This is a genomic window from Chelatococcus sp. CO-6 (assembly GCF_001271345.1).
Classification (GTDB): domain Bacteria; phylum Pseudomonadota; class Alphaproteobacteria; order Rhizobiales; family Beijerinckiaceae; genus Chelatococcus_A; species Chelatococcus_A caeni.
Genome location: NZ_CP012398.1, coordinates 1,080,978 through 1,101,646, shown reverse-complemented (window position 1 = coordinate 1,101,646; position 20,669 = coordinate 1,080,978). Strand labels below are relative to the sequence as shown.

Annotated in this window: 20 protein-coding genes; 15 read left to right on the top strand and 5 right to left on the bottom strand. The window is 68.6% G+C overall.

What is annotated here, in order from left to right:
* Positions 1–155 precede the first annotated feature (155 nt).
* The 10 genes from AL346_RS05215 to AL346_RS05170 all read left to right on the top strand — a co-directional run bounded on the left by AL346_RS05215 (position 156) and on the right by AL346_RS05170 (position 11,394).
* A complete protein-coding gene (locus AL346_RS05215; RefSeq protein ID WP_026015339.1) occupies positions 156–1,049 on the top strand; it encodes an NAD(P)-dependent oxidoreductase in 894 nt (297 codons plus the stop codon).
* Positions 1,050–1,070: 21 nt separating this feature from the next.
* Entirely contained in the window at positions 1,071–2,474 is a 1,404-nt protein-coding gene (locus tag AL346_RS05210; protein ID WP_019403369.1) for an MmgE/PrpD family protein, read from the top strand.
* A 146-nt stretch (positions 2,475–2,620) separates the two neighbouring features.
* Positions 2,621–3,580, top strand: coding sequence for a branched-chain amino acid ABC transporter permease (locus AL346_RS05205; RefSeq protein ID WP_019403370.1), 960 nt, complete (start codon positions 2,621–2,623; stop codon positions 3,578–3,580).
* Position 3,581: 1 nt separating this feature from the next.
* The gene (locus tag AL346_RS05200; RefSeq protein ID WP_019403371.1) at positions 3,582–5,348 is read left to right on the top strand and encodes an ATP-binding cassette domain-containing protein; all 1,767 of its coding nucleotides are present in this window, start codon (positions 3,582–3,584) and stop codon (positions 5,346–5,348) included.
* Positions 5,335–6,042, top strand: a complete 708-nt coding sequence (locus tag AL346_RS05195; protein WP_019403372.1) for an ABC transporter ATP-binding protein — start codon at positions 5,335–5,337, stop codon at positions 6,040–6,042. Before AL346_RS05200 ends, AL346_RS05195 begins: the two co-directional genes overlap by 14 nt.
* Before the next feature lie 49 nt (positions 6,043–6,091).
* On the top strand, positions 6,092–7,321 hold the full coding sequence (locus tag AL346_RS05190; RefSeq protein WP_019403373.1) for an ABC transporter substrate-binding protein: 1,230 nt from the start codon (positions 6,092–6,094) through the stop codon (positions 7,319–7,321).
* A gap of 44 nt (positions 7,322–7,365) precedes the next feature.
* Complete coding sequence (locus tag AL346_RS05185; protein WP_019403374.1) at positions 7,366–8,613, top strand: ABC transporter substrate-binding protein; 1,248 nt, start codon at positions 7,366–7,368, stop codon at positions 8,611–8,613.
* A 62-nt stretch (positions 8,614–8,675) separates the two neighbouring features.
* The gene (locus AL346_RS05180; RefSeq protein WP_019403375.1) at positions 8,676–9,059 is read left to right on the top strand and encodes a carboxymuconolactone decarboxylase family protein; all 384 of its coding nucleotides are present in this window, start codon (positions 8,676–8,678) and stop codon (positions 9,057–9,059) included.
* Between the two features lie 20 nt (positions 9,060–9,079).
* Positions 9,080–10,558, top strand: coding sequence for an aldehyde dehydrogenase (locus tag AL346_RS05175; RefSeq protein ID WP_019403376.1), 1,479 nt, complete (start codon positions 9,080–9,082; stop codon positions 10,556–10,558).
* 26 nt (positions 10,559–10,584) lie between these two features.
* Positions 10,585–11,394, top strand: coding sequence for an N-acyl homoserine lactonase family protein (locus AL346_RS05170; protein ID WP_019403377.1), 810 nt, complete (start codon positions 10,585–10,587; stop codon positions 11,392–11,394).
* Here AL346_RS05170 and AL346_RS05165 read toward each other — a convergent pair whose 3' ends face one another.
* A complete protein-coding gene (locus AL346_RS05165; protein WP_019403378.1) occupies positions 11,395–12,138 on the bottom strand; it encodes an SDR family oxidoreductase in 744 nt (247 codons plus the stop codon).
* 167 nt (positions 12,139–12,305) lie between these two features.
* Here AL346_RS05165 and AL346_RS05160 point away from each other — a divergent pair, with 167 nt between their 5' ends.
* On the top strand, positions 12,306–13,259 hold the full coding sequence (locus tag AL346_RS05160; protein WP_053193338.1) for a LysR substrate-binding domain-containing protein: 954 nt from the start codon (positions 12,306–12,308) through the stop codon (positions 13,257–13,259).
* A gap of 31 nt (positions 13,260–13,290) precedes the next feature.
* On the opposite strand, the gene AL346_RS05155 is transcribed toward AL346_RS05160, so the two are convergent.
* Genes AL346_RS05155 through AL346_RS05140 form a run of 4 tightly spaced genes read right to left on the bottom strand, consistent with a single transcriptional unit; the run spans position 13,291 to position 16,857 of the window.
* Complete coding sequence (locus tag AL346_RS05155) at positions 13,291–13,599, bottom strand: UxaA family hydrolase (protein ID WP_019403380.1); 309 nt, start codon at positions 13,597–13,599, stop codon at positions 13,291–13,293.
* Positions 13,599–14,822, bottom strand: a complete 1,224-nt coding sequence (locus AL346_RS05150; RefSeq protein WP_053193336.1) for a UxaA family hydrolase — start codon at positions 14,820–14,822, stop codon at positions 13,599–13,601. The genes AL346_RS05155 and AL346_RS05150 overlap by 1 nt, the downstream gene beginning before the upstream one ends.
* A 44-nt stretch (positions 14,823–14,866) precedes the next feature.
* On the bottom strand, positions 14,867–15,742 hold the full coding sequence (locus AL346_RS05145; RefSeq protein WP_019403382.1) for an SMP-30/gluconolactonase/LRE family protein: 876 nt from the start codon (positions 15,740–15,742) through the stop codon (positions 14,867–14,869).
* A 14-nt stretch (positions 15,743–15,756) separates the two neighbouring features.
* On the bottom strand, positions 15,757–16,857 hold the full coding sequence (locus tag AL346_RS05140) for a LacI family DNA-binding transcriptional regulator (protein WP_019403383.1): 1,101 nt from the start codon (positions 16,855–16,857) through the stop codon (positions 15,757–15,759).
* Positions 16,858–16,961: 104 nt separating this feature from the next.
* Here AL346_RS05140 and AL346_RS05135 point away from each other — a divergent pair, with 104 nt between their 5' ends.
* From AL346_RS05135 to AL346_RS05120, 4 genes are read left to right on the top strand one after another with little or no spacing between them, the layout of a single operon-like run.
* Complete coding sequence (locus AL346_RS05135) at positions 16,962–17,813, top strand: ABC transporter permease (protein WP_156332689.1); 852 nt, start codon at positions 16,962–16,964, stop codon at positions 17,811–17,813.
* The gene (locus AL346_RS05130) at positions 17,810–18,580 is read left to right on the top strand and encodes an ABC transporter permease (protein WP_019403385.1); all 771 of its coding nucleotides are present in this window, start codon (positions 17,810–17,812) and stop codon (positions 18,578–18,580) included. Before AL346_RS05135 ends, AL346_RS05130 begins: the two co-directional genes overlap by 4 nt.
* A complete protein-coding gene (locus AL346_RS05125; protein ID WP_019403386.1) occupies positions 18,568–19,401 on the top strand; it encodes an ABC transporter ATP-binding protein in 834 nt (277 codons plus the stop codon). Before AL346_RS05130 ends, AL346_RS05125 begins: the two co-directional genes overlap by 13 nt.
* A gap of 38 nt (positions 19,402–19,439) precedes the next feature.
* Positions 19,440–20,666, top strand: a complete 1,227-nt coding sequence (locus tag AL346_RS05120) for an ABC transporter substrate-binding protein (RefSeq protein WP_019403387.1) — start codon at positions 19,440–19,442, stop codon at positions 20,664–20,666.
* Positions 20,667–20,669: the final 3 nt, after the last annotated feature.

Below are 20,669 nucleotides of genomic sequence, written 5' to 3'. Positions count from 1 at the left end.
GTACCGGACGCGGCATGGCCGTGCTCCAAATGCTATTTCTGTTATGACGCGGATCGTTCTGCCGCTCGCACGGGCACCGCTTCATAGTTCTCCCGACATCGAGGAAGCCCCGCCGCGCTCCTGCGCTCCGGGGCTCTCTGCAGGGAGAGCGTCGCGTGGCGGCACAGGTGCTTGGGTTCGTTGGTCTTGGCCGCATGGGCGGCCCCATGAGCGGCCGGCTCGTCGAGGCCGGCTACGAGGTATGCGTCTTCGACGCGAACGGTGCCGCCCTCGAGGCGGCCGTCGGCCAGGGTGCGCGGGCCGCATCCTCGCCGTCCGATCTCGCATCCCGCGCCGACATCGTCTTCGTCAGCCTGCCGACGCCGGACATCGTCAGGGCGGTTGTGCTGGGCGAGGGCGGGATCGCCTCCGGCAGCCGCGCGCGGACCGTGGTGGACCTGTCGACCAGCGGGCCGCGGACGGCCAAGCTCCTCGCAGAGGGCCTCGCGAAGAGCGGCAAGATCGGCGTCGATGCCCCCGTGAGCGGCGGAATCGCCGGTGCCAGGAACGGCACGCTCGCGGTCATGGTGTCCTGCCCGCGGGAGACCTACGAGACGCTCGAGCCCATCCTCAAGATCTTCGGGCGGCTGTTCTATACCGGCGAGAAGCCGGGCCTCGCGCAGACGGCCAAGCTCGCCAACAACCTCCTCGCCGCCGCGGCGCTCGTGGTCTCCTCGGAGGCCGTCGTGATGGGGGTCAAGGCCGGCATCGACCCCAAGGTCCTCATCGACATCCTCAATGCTAGCACGGGCCGCAACAGCGCCACCCAGGACAAGTTCCCGCGCGCCATCCTGACCCGCACCTTCGACTTCGGCTTTGCGACGGGGCTTTCCTACAAGGACGTGCGCCTGTGCATCGACGAGGCCGAGGCGATGGGCGTGCCGATGGTCGCCGGCGCCATCGTCCGGCAGATGCTGGCCGTCACCAACGCCAAATTCGGCCCGGACTCCGACTTCACCTCCATCGCCAAGGTGGTCGAGGAGTGGGCCGGCGTCGAAATCCGGGGCTGAGCATCGAGCGCGAGGGCCGCCATGACCGCGTCCGCGAAACACCAATCCCTTGCCGGCCGGCTGGCGCGCCGGGCGCTGGATGCTGCGGGCGGGCCCCTGCCGGAGGCCGTTGCGGCGAAGGCGAGGACATGCCTCATCGATTTCATGTCCTGTGCCTTCGAGGCGCGCGACCTGCCGTGGAGCCGGCAGGCGCTCGCGGTGACGAAGGCGACCGGGACGGGCGCCCATGTCGTCGGCTTCGATCATGTCGCCTGGCCGCGCGATGCGGCCTTCGTCAATGCCACGCTCGGGCACGGGCTGGTGCGCGAGGACATGCATGCCGGCAGCATCAGCCACCACGGCGTCGTCGTCTGGCCGGTGCTGCTCGCCCTGGCGCAGCGCCGGCCCGTCTCGGGGGGCGATCTCCTCAGGGCCGCCGTGATCGGTTATGAAGCCGGCTGCAGGATCGGCCGCGCGCTGTTCGACGCCGATCTCGCCCGTCTCTTCCGGCCGACGGGGCTCACCGCGCCGCTGGGCGCCTCGCTCGCGGCGGCCCGGCTCCTCGATTTCGACGCCGAACAGGCGACCTCGGCCCTCTCGCTCGCGGCGAATACCGTCGGCGGCTTGAACCAATGGCCGCATCACGGCGGCAGCGAGATGTATTTCCAGCCCGCCTTCGCCGCCCGCAATACCGTCACGGCGGTGGAACTGGCGGAAGCGGGCGCCTTCGCGTCGCCCGACATTCTCGAGGGCGAGGCCGGCCTCTTCGCGGCCTTCGCCCGCAGGCTGCCGCCGGACGGGATCGAGCTGTTCGCGGATGGGCATTTCGAGATCCTCGACGTCTACAACAAGCCCGTTCCGGCCTGCAATTTCGCCCAGACGCCATGCCAGGCCGCGGTCGCGGCGCTGCAAGAGGCGGGTGCCGGCTCCGAGGCCGTCCGATCCGTGTCGATCCGGGTGACCAGGGCGGCGCTGCGCTATCCGGGCTGCGACTTCGCTGGCCCGTACGAGCGGCCGCTGCAGGCCAAGATGAGCATCCAGTTCGGCGTTGCCGCCGCCCTCGCGCGGGGGGCGATCGAGGAGGCGAACTACGCCCGTCTCGCCGACGCGGAGATCATGCGCCTCGTGTCGGTGACGCGCCTCTCGGAAGACGCGGCGCTCACCGCCGCCTTCCCGGCCGCGCAGGGGGCCGAGGTCGTCCTCGGCCTTGCCGACGGCAGGCGGATCGCCCGGCGGCTCGAGGACGTGGTGCATGCGACGGCCGACGACGTGCGCCGGCGCTTTCGCGAGGCGGCCGGTGCCGTGCTCGGCGAGCGCCGGGCGCGCGAGATCGAGGCCTTCGTGGACGATCTCGACGCAATCGCCGATGCCGGGCGCCTGCTCGTGCTGTGCGCTCCGAGGGGCGAAGCCAAGCGGCGTGCCGAACCTCTGTCGGCCGCCGAATAAGCCAATTCCGGCGCTGGGGCGCCGGCCAAAGAGAGCCGCCCAAGCGGCTGGAAGAACCGGGAGGAACGTGGCGCGATGCACGCTTCAGTCATGTCGACAGTCTGGCGCGTGGGCGCCAGCGGGCACCGGATGCGGAGGACAGGCCCGTGACCGCGCCCCAGATCATCGAGAACATCCTGCAGGCGCTCGTCGCCGGCGTGCTCGTCGGCTCGCTCTATGGGCTTATGTGCGTCGGGCTGGCGCTCATCTTCGGCGTCATGCGCGTGATCAACTTCGCCCACGGCGACTTCATGATGCTGGGCATGTACGCCGCCTACTATATCTTCACGGCGCTCGGCATCCACGTGCTCTTCGGCAACGGCTTCGGGCCCTATGTGGCGGCGGTGCTCGCCGGGCCGCTGCTGTTCGTCGTCGGCTACGGCATTCACCGGGCGCTGATCTCGCAGGTGACGGGAACGCGCACGCTCGGCCTCGACGGCGAGGGCCATTACGCCCAGCTCGTCCTGACGCTCGGCATCGCGCTCATCCTGCAGAACGGCGCGCTCATCGCCTTCGGCTCCATGCCCGTGTCGATCCGCACGCCGCTGTCGATCAGCGCCTGGGAGCTCGGGCCCTTCTGGGGCGACTTCGTCAGCGTCTTCATCAACAAGTCCCGCGGCATCGCCGCCCTGATATCGGGGGTGGTGATTGCCGGCATCGCGCTCGTCATCACGCATTCGCGTCTCGGCAAGGCGTTGCGCGCCTCGGCCGACAATCCCGTGGCGGCGACCTACATGGGCATCGACGTCGACCGCGCGCACCGCGTCGCCTTCGGGCTCGGCGTCGCCATCACGGCGGTGGCGGGCGGCCTGCTCGCCACGACCTATCCGTTCCACCCCTTCGTCGGGCTCGAATACGTCATCGTCATGTATGCCGGCGTCGTGCTCGGCGGCATGGGCAGCATCATGGGCGCCTTCTGGGGCGGCATGACCATCGGCCTTGTGCAGCAGATGTCGACGCTCGTCCTGCCGACGCAGCTCCAGAACACCGCGATCTTCGTGATGTTCCTGCTGATCGTCTTCCTGAGGCCGCAAGGGTTCTTCGGCCGCGTCGTGGAGAGGACGTGACATGAGGCAAGACCGCTCTCTCCTCGCGATCCTCGTCTTCGCCGTCGTCTATGCGGCGCTATCGCTCACCGTCACCAACTCCTACTACCAGCTCATGATGACGCTGGTCCTCGTCTGGGCGACGATGGGCCTGTCGTGGAACCTGCTCAGCGGCTATACGGGCCTCGTCTCGTTCGGCCATGCGGCCTTCTTCGGCCTCGGCGCCTATACGGTCGCGCTGGCGCAGAACTATTTCGGCCTCTCGCCCTGGATTTCGATCCCCATCGCGGCCGTGCTGGGCGGCATTGCCGGCCTCGTCGTCGGCCTGCCGACCTTCCGGCTGAGGGGGCACTATTTCGCCCTCGCCATGCTCGCCTATCCGCTGGCGCTGCTCTACGTCTTCGAGTGGCTCGGCTACCAGGAGGTCTCGCTCCCCATGGAGCGGGTGCATCCGGCAGCCTACATGCAGTTCTCGGACGGGCGCATCTACACCTTCATCGCGCTCGTCATCCTCGTTCTCGTCATGCTCGTCACCCGAAGGGTCGAGCGCTCGCGCTTCGGCCTCGCCCTCATGGCGATCAAGCAGAACGAGGCAGCGGCGGATGCCGCCGGCATCGACACGCTCGGCTGGAAGCTGCGCGCCATCGCCCTCAGCGGCATGATCGCGGGCGGCATCGGCGGCTTCTACGCCGTCGTCCTCCTCGTGGTCACGCCGATCGCGGTGTTCGGCATGCTCGTCTCGGCGCAGGCCCTGACGGTCGCCATGTTCGGCGGTGTCGGCACGGTCTGGGGCCCGGTGATCGGCGCGCTCATCCTCATTCCGGTCAGCGAGACGCTGCATGCCGAACTCGGCGCCTGGGTGCCCGGCATCCAGGGCGTGATCTACGGCTGCGCCATCATCGCGGTGATGATCGCCGCCCCCGAGGGCCTGTTCTGGACGCTGCGCGACCGCTTCTTCAAGCGGGCGCCGGCTGCGGCGGCCGAGGCTCCGCCGCCGTCGCCGGAGAATGTCGTTGCCTGGTCGGCGCAGCGCCCGCGCCGCACGGTCGGGGACGAGGTCATCCTCGACGTGAAGGGTCTCTCCAAGTCCTTCGGGGGCCTGAAGGCCGTGCAGGACGTCAGCTTCCAGGTCCGCAAGGGCATGATCCTCGGCATCATCGGCCCGAACGGGGCGGGCAAGACCACCGTCTTCAACCTGCTCAACGGCTTCCTGGTGCCGGATACGGGGGAAGTGCTGCTCAACGGCCGCAACATCGTCGGTCGCAAGCCTCACCAGCTGTGCGCCATGGGCATGGGCCGCACCTTCCAGATCATGCGCCCGTTCCAGCGCATGACGGTGGCGGATAACGTGCTCGTCGGCGCCTTCGTCAAGGCGGCGACCGACGAGGAGGCTCGCAGGCTCGCGGCCGACGCGATCCGCCGGGTCGGGCTCGCCGACCATGCGGACGAGATCGCCGGCGGCCTCGCCACGCGGCAGCTCCGCCTAATGGAGATCGCCCGGGCGCTCGCCGGGCAGCCCGAGATCCTGCTGCTCGACGAAACGCTCGCAGGCCTCGGCCACGGCGAGGTCGACGATGTCATCGCCGTCATCCGCAGGCTGGCGGACGAAGGCACCACCATCGTCATCATCGAGCACACGATGCAGGCCATGGTCCGCCTCGTCGACCACTTCCTCGTGCTCGACCACGGCGCCGTGCTCGTCGACGGCGAGCCGGAGGCGGTCACGCGCGATCCGCAGGTGGTCGAAGCCTATCTCGGCAAGAAATGGGGCGCCTATGCTCACAATTGATCGCCTCGACGCGGCCTATTCGGTGCTGCCGGTCCTCAAGGGCGTCTCGATCGAGGTGGCCGCCGGGCAGTTCGTCGCCATCGTCGGCCCGAACGGGGCCGGAAAGACGACCCTGTTCAAGACGATCTCCGGCATCGTCATTCCGTCGGCGGGGCGGCTCGTCTTCGACGGGCAGGACCTCATGAGCGTGCCGCCGTCGGCGCGCGCGCATCTCGGCATCGCCCACGTGCCGGAAGGCCGCCAGGTGTTCCCGTCGCTGACCGTGATGGAGAACCTCGAGATGGGCGCCTACACGGCGGCGGGCCGGCGCGCCTGGCGGTCCAACCTCGACATGATCCTGACCCTGATGCCGGTGCTCGCCGAGCGCCGCCACCAGCCGGCGGGCACCCTGTCGGGCGGCCAGCAGCAGATGCTCGCCATCGGGCGCGGGCTCGCCTCGGCGCCCAAGCTGCTGATGCTCGACGAGCCGTCCATGGGCCTCGCGCCGGCGATGGCCGACTTCATCTTCGAGCGGCTCATCGACATCCGCCGCCAGACGAACCTCACGATCCTGCTCGTCGAGCAGCGGGTCGCGGAGGCGCTGGAGACGGCCGACTACGGCTACGTGCTGGAGACGGGGCGCGTGGTGCTGGAAGGCACCAACGCGACGCTGCGCGCCGATGACCGTGTCCGGCAGGCCTATCTCGGCATGTGACGACAACAGCCGCCGCAAAGGCGGGAACGGGAAAAAAGGGGAGGACGGGATGCACAGCAAGGGATCGTTGACGAGGCGCGGCCTCATCGCGACGGCCGCGGCTTTCGGGGTTGCCGGCGCGGCGCGGGCGCAGCAGCCGGCCGAGGTGAAGATCGGCCTCATCGTGCCGTTGTCCGGCCTCTACACGCGGCCCGGCACGGTCATGCGCATGGGCGCGCAGATGGGCATCGAGCACATCAACGCACAGGGCGGCATCAAGGCGCTCGGCGGCGCCAGGCTGCGGCTGGTGACCATCGACTGCGGCGACACGACGGAGAAGGCCAAGAACGCAGCGCAGCGCATGGTGGCGCAGGAGCCGGACCTCGTCGGCGCCACAGGCTCCTATCTCAGCTCCTTCACGCTTGCGGTGACGGAGGTCACGGAGCGGGCGCAGCTGCCGGTGGTGACGCTGTCCTACTCGGACCTGCTCACGGAACGCGGCTTCAAGTTCATCTTCCAGACCGCGGCGACCGCAGGCGCGCAATCCGCCATGGGGCTGCCGGAACTGATGAAGCTCGCCCAGTCGGCGTCCGGCAAGCGGCCGAAGACGGTCGGCATCGTCATGGACAACACGGCGACCTCCGTCGCCACCGCCAAGGCCATCAAGGAGAAGCTGCTCGACGAGCTCGGCCTCGAACTCCTCTTCGATGAGGTCTGGACGCCGCCGCTCGCCGATGCGACGCCGCTCGTCCAGCGCGTCCGCTCGGCGCGTCCTGATCTTCTCCTCTTCATGCCGAACGCCGTGTCCGACGCAAAGCTCGGCCTCGAGAAGCTGAGCGAGTTCGGCCTCGGGCAGGGGCGCATCCCGACGATCTCCTTCTCGATCACGGTGGCCGAGCCCGACATGCTGCAGAGCGTGACGCCGGAGGTGGTGCAGGGCCTCATGACCATCGTCGCCAACTGGGGCTCGAAGGGCCAGGAGGCGCTGATGGCGGAGCTGAAGGCCAAGTACGGCGAGCCCTGGATGACGCAGAACGCCATCTCGACCTATGGCGATATGTGGCTGTTCAAGGAGGCGCTGGAAAAGGCCGGCAAGGCCGATCGCCTCGCCGTTGCCGAGGCGCTGCGCAACCTCGATGGCGCACCGTCGCGGTACTACCCGGGCGGCATCCTGAAATTCGACGAGCGGGGCCGGCGCATCGGCGCCGGCATCACCATCGTGCAGTGGCAGGACGGCGTGCCCGTCACCGTCTATCCGCCCGATCTCGCCACGGCGCAGCCGTTCTGGCCCAAGGCCTGAGGGTGCCCGGCGCAAGCAAGACCATCATCCAGGGAGGGACAATCATGAACACGAAGACGTGTGGTGCGAGCCGCCGCGCCGTGCTGGCCGCCGGGCTTGCTCTTGCGGCATCCGCGATCACCGGCGAGGCCGCGGCGCAGCAGCCCGCCGAGGTGAAGGTGGGCCTGCTCGTGCCGCTCTCGGGCATCTACAGCCGGCCCGGCCAGGTGATGCGCATGGGCGCCGAGATGGCGGTCGAGCACATCAATGCCGCGGGCGGCATCAAGGCGCTCGGCGGCGCCAAGCTGAAGCTCGTGCAGATCGATGCCGGCGACAGCACCGAGAAGGCCAAGAACGCCGCCCAGCGCATGGTGGCGCAGGAGGGCGACCTCGTGGCGGCGAGCGCCGCCTATCTCAGCTCCTTCACCCTCGCCGTCACCGAGGTGACGGAGCGGGCGCACCTGCCGGTGCTGACGCTGTCCTATTCCGACCTCATCACCGAGCGCGGCTTCAAATATGTCTTCCAGACCTCGGCGACCGCGGCGGCGCAGGCCGAGACAGCGCTGCCCGAGATCATGAAGCTCGCCGAGGCGACCTCCGGCGAGCGGCCGAAGACGGTGGCCATCATCACCGACAACACCGCCGCTTCCGTCGCCTCGGTGAAGCCGATGAAGGAGCGGCTGCTCAAGCAGTATGGCCTCGAACTCGTCGTCGACGAGACATGGACGCCGCCGCTCGCCGATGCGACGCCGCTCGTGCAGCGCGTGCGCGCCACGCGTCCCGACATGCTCTTCTTCCTGCCGACCGTGATCTCGGATGCCAAGCTCCTTCTCGAGAAGATGAACGAATTCGGCCTCGCCCAGGCGCGCATCCCGGTCATCTCCTTCGGCATCGCCGTCGCCGAGCCGGACCTTCTGAAGAACATGAGCCCGGAGCTTCTGCAGGGCGTGATGACCGTCGTCGGCAACTGGGGCTCCAAGGGGCACGAGGCGCTCATCGAGGAGCTTCGCAACAAATATGACGAGCCCTGGATGACGCAGAACGCCATCTCGACCTACGGCGACATGTGGATCATCAAGGAAGCGCTCGAGCTGGCCGGCAAGGCCGACAAGGAGGCCGTGGCCGAGGCCCTGCGCAGCATGGACCTGACGTCCGGCCCGACGAAATACTTCCCGGGCGGCCGCATGAAATTCGACGACAAGGGCCGCCGCGTCGATGCGAGCTTCACCATCGTGCAGTGGCAGGACGGCCTGCCGGTGACGGTCTATCCGCCCGATCTCGCCATGGCCAAGGCCTTCTGGTCGAAGAAATAGATTTCACCCGCGGTCGTTCACCGAGGGCGGCCGCGGTTCCTTCCCCCAACAGGAGACAGCGCATGAGCAGGGACGTTTTTGACCGCGGCCTCGAGATCCGCAAATCCGTCCTCGGCAAGGAGTTCGTCGAGAAATCCTTCGCCGCGGCCGACGATTTCAACATGCCGCAGCAGGAACTCGTCACCGAATATTGCTGGGGCGCCGTCTGGGGCCGCGAGGGCCTCGACCGCCGGACGCGCAGCATGCTCAATCTCGCCATGCTGAGCGCGCTCAACCGCCCGCATGAGCTCAGGATGCATCTCAAGGGGGCGTTGCGGAACGGCGTCACCCGTGAGGAAATCCGCGAGGTGCTGCTGCAGGTGACGATCTATTGCGGCGTGCCGGCCGGCGTGGATGCCTTCCGCACGGCGCGCGAGATCTTCGCCGAGATCGACGGGGCGAAATAGCGGCAGAGGAGTGTGGGAGCGTGAAGACCTATCGGATGCTGGTCGGCGGCGCCTGGATCGAGGCTGCCGGGGGAGAAACCTTCGAGACCGAGAGCCCGTTTTCCGGGGAGGCCTGGGCCCGCATTCCGCGCGGCACGCCGGCCGATGTGGACAAGGCGGTCGCGGCAGCGGCCGCCGCCTTCGCCGATCCCGCCTGGCGGCGCATCAGCGCGAGCGCCCGCGGGGCGCTGCTGCGCAGGCTCGGCGATCTCGTCGCGGCAGAGGCCGAGCGTCTCGCCGAGATCGAGACCCGCGACAACGGCAAGCTCATCACGGAGATGCGCGGCCAGCTGCGCTACATCCCGCAGTGGTTCTACTATTTCGGCGGCCTCGCGGACAAACTCGAGGGCCGTGTCATCCCGATCGACAAGCCCGGCGTCTTCAACTTCACGCGTGAGGAGCCGCTTGGCGTCGTCGCCGCCATCACCCCCTGGAATTCGCCGCTGATGCTCGCGGCCTGGAAGCTGGCGCCGGCCCTCGCTGCCGGCAACACGGTCGTCTGGAAGCCGTCCGAGTTCTCGTCGGCGTCGGCGCTCGAATTCGGGCGGCTGTTCGAGGAGGCGGGGTTCCCGCCCGGCGTCGTCAATATCGTCACCGGCTTCGGCAACGAGATCGGCGAGCGGCTCGTCGCGCATCCCCGCGTCGCCAAGGTCGCCTTCACGGGCGGCGACCGCACCGGCCAGAGCGTCTACGAACTCGCCGCCCGCTCCATCAAGCCCGTGACGCTCGAACTCGGCGGCAAGTCGGCCAATATCGTCTTCGAGGACGCCGAGATCGACAACGCCGTCAAGGGCGTCGTCTCCGGCATCTTCGCCGCGACGGGGCAGACCTGCATCGCAGGCTCCCGCGCCCTGGTGCACCGCTCGCTGCACGACGATTTCGTGGAGCGCCTGCTCGCCGTGGCGAAGACTGCGCGCATGGGCGATCCTCTTGACGAGGCCACCCAGGTCGGCCCGGTCACCACGCGTCCTCAGCACGCCAAGGTGCTCGAATATATCGAGATCGCGAAGGCGGAAGGCGCGCGCTGCGTGCTCGGCGGCACGCCCGCGACCCGGCCGGAATGCGGCAAGGGCTGGTTCGTCGAGCCGACCATCTTTACCCATGTGAAGCCCACCATGCGCATCGCGCAGGAGGAGGTGTTCGGGCCCGTCCTCTCGATCATCCCCTTCGACGACGACGAAGAGGCGATCGCCATCGCCAACGGCACCCTGTACGGGCTCGCCGCCGGCGTCTGGACGCAGAGCATCGGACGGGCGCTCACCATGGCGGAGCGGCTCGAAGCGGGCACCGTCTGGGTCAACACCTACCGGGCCGTCAGCTACATGTCGCCCTTCGGCGGCTACAAGCGCTCCGGCATCGGGCGCGAAAGCGGCCTCAGCGCCGTGCGCGAATACCTGCAGGAGAAGAGCGTCTGGATCGACACCAGCGGTGAGGTGCCGAACCCCTTCGTCATGCGCTGACGCCGCAAAACCGGGAAAGGGAGGCCATGGGCGACGACATCTACGAGGTCTATGCGGTCCGCTACGGCCACAGCGCCCGACGGTCGCCGGAGAACTTCATCGGCGGCGATGCGCACGACGTCGACATGCCGCTCGACTACTTCGTCTGGGCGATCGTCGGCGAGAAGCGGACCTTCGTCGTGGACACGGGGTTCAATGCCGAATCCGGCGGCCGGCGCGGGCGCGAGTTCGTGCTGCCCGTGGCCGAGGGCCTGCGGGCCGTCGGCGTCGATCCCGGCACGGTCGAGGATGTCATCATCACGCACATGCACTACGACCATGCCGGCAACAACGACCTTTTCCCCCGCGCCCGCTTTCACGTGCAGGACTGCGAGATGCAGTTCGTCACCGGGCGTTGCATGTGCCACCACGTGCTGCGCCACAGTTTCGAGGTCGAGGACGTCGTGGGCATGGTCCGGCGCGTCTATGCGGACAAGGTGCGCTTCCACGACGGCACGTCGGAGATCGTGCCCGGCATCACCCTGCACCACATCGGCGGCCACTCGAAGGGCCTGCAATGCGTGCGCGTCAGGACGCGGCGCGGCCATGTGGTGATCGCCTCGGATGCCGCCCATTTCTACCGCCATCTCGACGAGCGACGCGTCTTCCCGACGGTGCACAGCCTCGAAGGCGTGCTGGAGGGCTATGACACGGTCGAGAGGCTGGCGACGTCGAGGGATCATATCGTGCCCGGGCACGATCCGCTGGTGCTCGCGCTCTATCCGGCCGCCGCGCCCGGCCTCGAAGGCATCGCCGCCCGGCTCGACCTCGAGCCCAAGCGGCGCGACGGATCGTGATCACCACCGGTTGACCGGCAGCACGACGATCTCGGCGATCTGCACCTCGGGTGGCTGATCGAGCGCGAAAAGGATGCAGCGCGCCACGTCCTCTGGCGCGAGGGCCATCTTGAACTCGGCGAAATAGCGCTCGGCCGCCGCCTCGTCGCCGCGATAGCGGGCGGCGATGATGCCGGTGCGCGTGAGGCCGGGCATGATCTCGGTGACGCGGATGCCCGTCTCGGCGAGCTCGCCGCGCAGGACGCCGGTGAAGGCGTGCACTCCGGTCTTGCTCGCCGTGTAGGCCGCCATGTCGGGCACCAGCCGCAGGGCGCTGATGGAGCTCATGTTGACGATGTCGCCGCGGTTGCGCGTGACCATGTCAGGCAGGATGGCGCGGCTGATGCGCATGAGGCCGATGAGATTGGTCTCGATGATGGCGGCCCAGTCGTCGGCCGAGCCGATGTCGAAGCGGGTACGCCCGCCGATGTCGTGGCCGGCGTTGTTGATCAGGATGTCGATGCGGCCGAATGCCGGAGGCAGGGCGGAGGGCAGAGCGGCGACGGCGGCGCCGTCGCTGACGTCGAGCACGACGGCATGGGCCGCCCGGCCGAGTTCCGCCTGGAGTGCGTGCAGCGGCTCCGGCGCGCGGTCCACCAGGACGACCTGCCGGCCGCTCGCCACGAGGGCCCGCGCGATGGCCTTGCCCATGCCGCCGGCCGCGCCGGTGAGCAGCGCCGTGCGACGTTCCAGTGCTTCCTCCATCGTCATTCTCCCTTTTGTCGAAGCGCATGGTGCGCCTTGCCCGGGGCCGGATGGTGGCAGACGAATGCCTGCAAGTCGCTGTCGGGCTTGCGCTAACTGTTATGACAACTTTGTGCTATTGCTGGACAACGCCGGGCACAACGGCTGGACAAGAAAGAGTTGCAGGGATGGATATCAGGCAGCTGAAGATGTTCGCCGGTGTTGCGGAGTCCGGGAGCTTTTCGCGGGCAGCGGCGATACTTTCGGTGGCACAGCCCGTCCTGAGCCGGCAGATCAAATCACTCGAGCAGGAGCTCGGCGTGGAACTGCTCTATCGCAACGGCCGCGGCATCGTGCTGACGGAGGCGGGCAAGCTCCTGGAGCAATATGCGCGCAGCATCTTCGACACCATGGCCCGGGCCGAAGGCGACATCGCGGCCCTGCGCACGAGCCCCAAGGGGCAGATCATCATCGGCATGCCGCCATCGGTCGGCTCGGTGCTCACCGTGCCGCTGGTCCGCAGCTTCCGGCGTGATTTCCCGCTCATCGCCATGCGCGTGATGGAGGGCTTCAGCGGCCATGTGCTGGAATGGCTGATGACGGGCAAGATCGACGTGGCCGTGCTCTACAACGCGCCGGGCGTCAGCAACCTCATCTCCGAGCCGCTGCTGCAGGACGAACTCTTCCTGCTCGGCGCCGACACCGATCCGGAACGGCTGCCGCCCGGGCCGGTCCTTGCCTCGCGCCTGTCGGCGCTGCCGATGATCATGCCGAGCCGGCCGCACGGCCTGCGTCTGTTAGTCGACCAAATTCTCGGCGCGGCGCATATCAAGGTGAATGTCGAACTCGAGGTGGAGGCTATGCCCTCGACGCTCAATCTCGTGGAGCAGGGCTTCGGCTACACCATCCTGTCCTATTCGAGCTGCCATCAGCTCGTCCGCTCGGGGCGCATCAAGCTCTGGCGCATCGTCGAGCCGCAGCTGACGCGCCAGCTCCTCCTCGCCACCTCCACCCAGCGCCCGACGACCACGGCGACGCGGGCGCTGGCCGACATGGTCCGCAGCCAGGTTCGGGAACTCCTGACACGCGGCGCGTGGATCCCGCCGCAAGCGGTGCTGTCACACCCGGCCTGTGCATCGTAACGGGCGGCGCCGGGATACGGTGACGCCCCCCTCAACCGGCCTCGCGTCGGGCGCGGCGGCTCTCGAGATTGTGGACGTGCACATGTTCGCCGGCTGCGACCGGTGCGGTCGTGATGCCGATGCATTCCCCGTATTTGAGGACGGGCTCGCCGGCCGCGAGGTCGCGCGTGGCGAACTTGTGCCCCATCGCAATGGGCGCCGCGACACGCATGACGTGAACGGCATCGCCGATACGGACATTCACGTCGCCCTCGATGTCGCATAGGGCGACGGCGACGTTGTCGGCGGCGTTGATGGCCATCGCCTCCCAGGCGGCTTCCGGCTTCTCGGATCCCGACATCAGAAGGAGCCTCCGCTTCGGAACAGGCATTCCTCGCCTTCGGCGAAGATCTCGCCCCATGTGGCTGTGCCCGACGCCACGTCCACGAGGCGATCGAACAATTGGTCGGCTGCATCGTCGACCGTCGCGCGGGCGAGAAGGACCGCGCTCGCATCGAAATCGACCTGTTCGGCCAGCGCCCTCGTGGCATCGGGATGGGCGCTGATCTTGATCGTCGGCGCGACAAGGCTGCAGAAGCTGTTGCCGGGGCCGGTGGTGAACAGCATGAGCTGGGCACCCGCCGCGGCGAAGCCCGTGAGCGATTCCGGCGAGAAGCCCGGCCCGTCCATGACGTGCAGGCCGGGACCGGCCGGTTGCGCGGCGAAGGGCAGGACCGAGCGGATCGGCCGGCTGCCGGCCTTGGCGATCGCGCCCAGCGATTTCTCCTCGATGGACGAGAGCCCGCCGCGTACGTTCTCGTAGCCGGGGTTGTTGTAGAGGAGATCGACCCCAAGCGCGGCGACGGCCTTCTCGCGCCGGGCGACCGCCTCGACGATCGCTTCGCCGATCGAGGCCTCGGCTGCCCGTCCGGCGAGGACATGTTCCGCCCCGAGCCATTCGAGCGTTTCGCCGACCACGGCCGTGCCGCCGCGATCGACGAGGCGATCGGCCACCGCGCCGGCGAGCGGATTGCTCACGAGCCCGGAGGTCGCATCGGAATGGCCGCATTCGATGCCGATGAAGAGGTCGCTGACCGCCACCGGCTGGCGCCGCTCGGCCGAGATCGCCCGCGCCAGCGTGCCGCCGAGCCGGATGCCGCGCTCGGTCAGGGCGAGCGCGTCCTCGTGCACGTCATCGAGGGTGACGATCGCCACCTGCTTTCCGGACCGCGCCACGATCGCCTCTGCGATCATCTCGGCCGTCGGCCGGTCCGCGCCCACGACGAGCGTCGCGCCGATATTGGGATGGGCGCCGAGGCCGATGAGCTGGGCGAAGTGCACCTCCTTGTCGGGGCCGAGCTGGCCGCGACCATAGGGCGTCGCCACGAGCCTGCTGCCGGGAAGGGCCTGGGCGATGCGGCGCGCCGCGGGCGCCACGAGCCCGTTGATGCCGAGCACGAGGAGCGCATTGCGGATCCCGGCACGCCCTTTAGGCCGGGGAAAGCCGAGGAAGCTGGCATCGTCGCGGCGCGCGCCGCCCGTCTTGCCGCCCGCCGGCCCCGGTCCCGTCGCCCCTTCCTGCATGGCAGCCTCCCGTTGTCTTGTCGTTGCGCCTGTTCCGCGCCGCCTCATCCGGCGAAAGCCGGCTCCGCGAGCCCGCCTATGCCCGGCTCGAAGGCAAGGACCGCGCCGGCGAGCGGTTGCGCCCGGCGTTGCGCGTCGTCCAGCCCTTGCGTGGCGGTGGTCACGAAGAGCGTCGCGTGATCAGGCCCGCCGAAGCTGCACGAGGTCGGGTTGGACACCGGCAGCGGCACCACGCGCTCGAGCCGGCCGTCGGGCGAAAAGCGCGCCACGATGCCGGCCCCGAAGCGGGCGTTCCAGAGGAAGCCCTCGGCATCGACCGTCGCGCCGTCCGGCTTGCCCGGCACCACGCCGGCCGGCACGAAGACTTGAGGCGGGCCGAGGGCGCCGGTTCGCGGATCGAGGGCGAGGCAGTGGATCGCGCCGTCGGCGCTGTCGGCGAAATAGGCCCGGTCGCCGGCGGGCGAGAAGGCGATGGCGTTGGGCACGGCGAGATCCCGGATGATCGATTCCAGCTGCATCACGGCGCCGTCGAGCCTGTAGAGGCTGCCGGTGCGCCGCCGGCCGAAGTCCCACATCGTGCTGAACCACAGCCGGCCCGCCCTGTCGCAGCGCGAGTCGTTGATGCGGTTTTCCGCATGGCCCTCGTCGATCGGCAGCCATGGTACGAGCCGCCCATCGGCGGGATCGAAGGTATGGAGCCCCGTGCGCAGGCCGAGGAGGAGACGGCCGTCCACACGCAGGACGACGGCGCCGACGAGATCGGGCATGGGCCAGGTCTCGACCGTTCCGCCGCGGTTCAGCCGCCTGAGCGCGGGCGCGCGGATATCGACCCAGTAGAGCGCCGCCTCGCGCGCGTTCCAGACGGGGGATTCGCCGAGAATATCGACCGGCTCGGAGACCGCCCGGATCGCGTATCCCATGGACCGCTCCTCCCTCACCCGCCTGTGCCGGCCGGCCGCTCACCCGCCTCGGCGCGGACCTTCGGCTGGCCTGCCGTGGCCGCGGTCGATTCCCGCCTGATGATCTCGAAGCCGAGGTCGACCACCGGCGTCTCGACCGGCCGGCGGGCGATGCGGTCGAGCAGCATCTCGCCGGCCTTGCGGCCGATCTCGTAGCGGGGGATGCGCACGGTCGTGAGCGAGGGATTGAGATTCTCCGCGATCTCCAGGCCCTCGAAGCCGGCGATGGCGAGATCCTGCGGCACGGTGAGGCCGAGCCGCTGCGCCTCGAACAGCGCGCCGGCCGCGATGAAGTCGCCCGTGCAGAACAGCGCCTCGACATCCGGGCGCCGCTCGAGCAGAAGCCGCAGCTGCCGCGCCGCGGCCTTCAGATCCATCTCGAGCTCGGCGACGAGCCCTTCCGGATCGTCGTCGAGGCCGAATTCATGCACGGCGGCGTGATAGCCCGCCTGGCGTTCCACCTGCCGTTCGTTGTCCTTGGTGAAGGTCGTGAACAGGGCGACCTTCCGATAGCCCTGTTCGGCGAACATCTTCGTGACCGCATAGGCGGCGCCGAAGTTCGAGAAGCCGACCGCCAGGTCGATCGGATCCTCCGGCAGGCTCGCGATCTCGACGGTCGGCACGGCGTTGTCGCGCAGCAGCTTGCGCGTGCGCTCGGTATGGGTGGAACCGGTCAGGTAGATGCCGTCGACGCGTCGCGACAGGAACTCGACGACGATGGCCTCCTCGTCCTCCGGCACGAATTCGCTGTTGCCGAGGAGGAGATGGTAGCCGCGGGCGCGGAGCACCTGGTTGAAGCCCTCGGCGAAATCGGCGGCGATCGAGTTGCGCAGCGTCGGGATGACCGCGCCGATCGTCATGGTCTGGTTCGACGACAGGCTGCTCGCCACCCGGTTGGGAATATAGCCGGTGGCGGCGATGGCGGCGGCGACCTTCTCGCGGGTTTCCGCCGAAACCAGATGCGGGAAGGAGAGGGCGCGCGACACGGTCATGGGCGCGACGCCGGCGAGCCGCGCCACGTCGCGGATCCCCGCGCGCTTGGCGCCCCGGCCTGTTGGATCGGACATCTTGGTCATGCGCGCTTCATCTAGCCCAGTCGCTTGACGCTGTCGAATGGTACCGGTACCATTACCCAATAGACAAGAAAAATGATCCTGAAAAGCGATCCTGGGAGGAGCCCTTGACGGCTCGTGATGAGAATGGCGCCGCCGTGGCGCCGGGCGGCGCCACTCCATACTGGCCGACGCCCCTTGCCGCGCGCATCTACGCGTCGATCGGCGGCCTGTTCGTCTATGGGCGGGCGATGGCCGTCTTCCTCGTCATCTGGCATCTCGCCTCGCTGTGGATCGGCAATCCCATCCTTCTGCCTTCGCCGATCGCGGCGGCCGAGGCGCTCGTCGATCTGACGCGGCAGGGCGAAGTGTTCAGCAACGTGGTGGCGAGCCTGACCCGGCTCGGCACGAGCTTCGCCCTCGCGATCCTCCTCGGGGTGCCGCTCGGCTTCGCCATGGGCCTGAGCCGCAACGTCTTCGCCATGGTCGATCCCCTGATCGAGCTTTTGCGGCCGATCTCCGGCATCGCCTGGATCCCGCTCGGCATGTTCATCCTCGGTGTCGGCGAGGCGCTGCCGACGGCCATCATGTTCTACGGCGCCTTCTTTCCGATCGTGATCAACACCGTTGTCGGCGTGCGCTCGGTCAATCCGGGGCTGGTACAGGCCGCGCGCGTGCTCGGCGTCGGCCGGGCACACATCGTCCGGCACGTGATCTGGCCGGCGGCGCTGCCCAACATCCTCGTTGGAGCGCGGCTCGGGGCCGGCGCCGGCTGGATGGCCATGGTCGCGGCCGAGCTCATCGGCGCGCCCTCCGGCCTGGGCTTTGCCGTCGAGTGGTATCGCGAGCTGCTGATGACGCCGAGCGTGCTCGCCTTCGTCTTCCTCATCGGCCTGCTCGGCTATCTCTTCGACCGGCTGCTGCGCTGGCTGCAACGCGTGCTCACCCCCTGGGCCCAGACGCAGGGAGGCGCATTGTGAATCTCGCCCTTCGCCTGCGCCCCTTCGTCCTGCCGGCCCTGCTGCTCGCGCTGTGGCAGCTCGCGGCGATGCAGGCGGCGCCCGCCGACCGCATGCCGGTGCCGGCCGATGTCGTCGCCACGGGCTGGACGCTCATTGCCAGCGGCGAACTGCCGCTCGCCCTGCTGCAGAGCCTGCAGCGCGTCATGCTCGGCTTCACGACATCCGCCGCGCTCGCGCTCGTCCTCGGCACCGCCATGGCGGTCTATCGCCCGGTCGGCCGCAACCTCGATCCGATCGTCGAGAGCTTCCGGCCGATCGCGCCCATCGCCCTGTTGCCGCTGGCCATCCTGTGGTTCGGCACGGGCACGCCGGCGGCCGCCTTCATCGTCGGCTATGCGGCGTTCTTCCCGATGATCGTCAACACGATCCACGGCGTGCGCAGCATCGACCCCGGCCTCATCCGCGCCGCGCGTACCCTCGGCGTCGGCCGCCTGACCATCCTGCGCACGGTTGTCCTGCCCGGCGCCCTGCCCAATCTCTTCGTCGGCGCGCGTCTCGCGCTCGGCGTCGCCTGGACATCGATCATCGCCGCGGAGCTTGCCGTAGGGGCGAAGGCCGGCGGCGGCGCCTCCGGCGGCATCGGGCAGATGATGTTCGTCTTCTACGCCTACAGCGTCGATCTCTCCGGCATCATCGTCTGCATGATCGGCGTCGGCGTCGTCGCCCTTCTCATCGACCGCGGCGTGCGCGCCCTCGAATACTGGATGATCCCATGGAAGCGCTAGATCAAGCCGCGCCGAAGATCCGTCTCGACGGCATCAGCAAGGAATACATCGTCCCGCGTACGGGCCAGCGCACGCTTGCGATCGCGGATGTCTCGCTCGACATCGTCCAGGGCGAGTTCCTCTGCATCGTCGGCCCGTCCGGCTGCGGCAAGAGCACGATCCTCAACATGATCGCCGGGCTCGCCGAGCCGTCCGCCGGCACCGTCGCCATGGACGGCGCGCCGGTCCGCGCCCCGGGGTCCGAGCGCGGCGTCGTCTTTCAGGACTATGCGCTCTTTCCCTGGAAGACGGTGCGCGAGAACATCGAATTCGGTCCGCGTTTCCGCTCGGATGCGCGGCTTAGCGCCGCCGAGCGCGACAAGCTGGTGCGCCATTACATCGACCTCGTCTCGCTCACGGGGGCCGAGCACAAATATCCGCACGAGCTCTCCGGCGGCATGCGCCAGCGCTGCGCCTTCGCGCGCGCCCTCGCCAACGAGCCCGAAGTCCTGCTCATGGACGAGCCCTTCGCGGCGCTCGATGCGCAGACGCGGCTCATCCTGCAGGAGGAGCTTCTGCGCATCTGGGGCGAAGACCTGCCGCGTGCGGAGCGCAAGACCGTGATCTTCATCACGCACGGCATCGACGAGGCAGTGTTTCTCGCCGATCGGGTCGCCGTGATGAGCAACCACCCCGGCCGCATCAAGACGGTGATGGACATCGATCTGCCGCGGCCACGGCGCGAAAGCCTGCGCGCCACCAGCGAATTCCAGACGCTCGCCGACGAGATCTGGCAGCTCATCCGCCGCGAGGCCTACGAAGCCACCATCGACAGGCGCTGAGGGGAGCCCGCAGCAAAGCGGGCCAAGGGAGGACTGACATGAGGGATACCAGCAAGCCAACGCGTCGCCGTTTCCTCGCAACGGCCGGAGCGGCCGGCATCGCGGTCATGGCCGCGCCGCGCATCGCGCGGGCGCAGGCCGTGAGCGTCTCCGTGGGGCGTCAGCCCTGGGCGGCCGGCAATTCGCCCGTCACGCAATACATGCTCAACAACAAGGTCTTCGAGAAGAAGGCGAAGGAGGCCGGCTACGACCTGACGGTCGACTGGCGCGACTATCCCTCCGCGCAGCCGATGGTGGAGGCCTTCGTCAGCAACAATCTCGACCTCGGCATGTGGGGCAACACGCCCATCATCCGCGGTCTCGCCGCCAAGCAGCCGTGGACGGTGGTCAATGTCGGCGAGGGGCACTTCCGCTTCGTCGTCGCGACGCGGAAGGGGTCCGAGATCCGCAATATCGCGGATCTCAAGGGCAAGACCGTCGGCGCGCTGCTGGGCGGCGACCCCTACAACGCCTTTTCTCAGATCCTCCTCAACGAGCTCGGCTCGGGCAATCCGCGCGACTTCGACATCAAGATGATCAACACGCCGACCCAGGCGCAGGCGGCGACCATCCCGCGCGGCATGGATGCGGCCGTGCTGATCTATCCCGCCTTCCTCAAGGCGCAGAAGGAGGTCGGCACCGTCGGCATCGTCAATTCCTTCGGCTACACGGAAGACCACTACAAGGGCCCGGAAGGCGAGGGGGCGGGGCACCTGCTGCCGTCGGTCAAGAAGTCCGCCTTCTACCCGGACGGCTATTATCTGCACCGCTCCTTCTGGATGACGCGGGATGAACTCCTCGACAAGCACCCGAAACTGATCACGGCCTTCGTCGCCGCCCAGCAGGAAGCCGTCGATGCGCTGAAGGGCATGTCGCCCGCCGCCATTTCCGACAGCGTCGAAAAATACTGGGGCCTGCCGTCGGATCTCGGGGCCAAGGTCGTGGAGGACGAGGTGCTCTTCCGCCGCGGCTGGGTGTGGCCGACGCAGGGTGACGTCAGCGCCATCGTCGAGACCTCGAAATTCATGGTGGCGGGCGGGCTGATCCCGGCCCCGCTCGAGTGGCAGCTCGTGCACGACAATGTCGCCAAGGCCGCGCCGCTCCTGCGCGAGGCCTACGAACTCTCGGGCAGCAAGCCCGACGAGAGCGCCTTCACGGCCTCCGACGCCGGCGATCTGCGCGGATTGCCGACATGGCAGCAGGACCGCTGGCAGACGAAGAACTGATCC

Bases quoted from the DNA above. Each gene is read 5' to 3' on its own strand.
- AL346_RS05140 (WP_019403383.1), bottom strand. From the start codon at position 16,857: ATGACCAAGATGTCCGATCCAACAGGCCGGGGCGCCAAGCGCGCGGGG.
- AL346_RS05190 (WP_019403373.1), top strand. From the start codon at position 6,092: ATGCACAGCAAGGGATCGTTGACGAGGCGCGGCCTCATCGCGACGGCC.
- AL346_RS05120 (WP_019403387.1), top strand. From the start codon at position 19,440: ATGAGGGATACCAGCAAGCCAACGCGTCGCCGTTTCCTCGCAACGGCC.
- AL346_RS05125 (WP_019403386.1), top strand. From the start codon at position 18,568: ATGGAAGCGCTAGATCAAGCCGCGCCGAAGATCCGTCTCGACGGCATC.
- AL346_RS05160 (WP_053193338.1), top strand. From the start codon at position 12,306: ATGGATATCAGGCAGCTGAAGATGTTCGCCGGTGTTGCGGAGTCCGGG.
- AL346_RS05155 (WP_019403380.1), bottom strand. From the start codon at position 13,599: ATGTCGGGATCCGAGAAGCCGGAAGCCGCCTGGGAGGCGATGGCCATC.
- AL346_RS05145 (WP_019403382.1), bottom strand. From the start codon at position 15,742: ATGGGATACGCGATCCGGGCGGTCTCCGAGCCGGTCGATATTCTCGGC.
- AL346_RS05170 (WP_019403377.1), top strand. From the start codon at position 10,585: ATGGGCGACGACATCTACGAGGTCTATGCGGTCCGCTACGGCCACAGC.
- AL346_RS05185 (WP_019403374.1), top strand. From the start codon at position 7,366: ATGAACACGAAGACGTGTGGTGCGAGCCGCCGCGCCGTGCTGGCCGCC.
- AL346_RS05195 (WP_019403372.1), top strand. From the start codon at position 5,335: ATGCTCACAATTGATCGCCTCGACGCGGCCTATTCGGTGCTGCCGGTC.
- AL346_RS05200 (WP_019403371.1), top strand. From the start codon at position 3,582: ATGAGGCAAGACCGCTCTCTCCTCGCGATCCTCGTCTTCGCCGTCGTC.
- AL346_RS05150 (WP_053193336.1), bottom strand. From the start codon at position 14,822: ATGCAGGAAGGGGCGACGGGACCGGGGCCGGCGGGCGGCAAGACGGGC.
- AL346_RS05210 (WP_019403369.1), top strand. From the start codon at position 1,071: ATGACCGCGTCCGCGAAACACCAATCCCTTGCCGGCCGGCTGGCGCGC.
- AL346_RS05165 (WP_019403378.1), bottom strand. From the start codon at position 12,138: ATGGAGGAAGCACTGGAACGTCGCACGGCGCTGCTCACCGGCGCGGCC.
- AL346_RS05180 (WP_019403375.1), top strand. From the start codon at position 8,676: ATGAGCAGGGACGTTTTTGACCGCGGCCTCGAGATCCGCAAATCCGTC.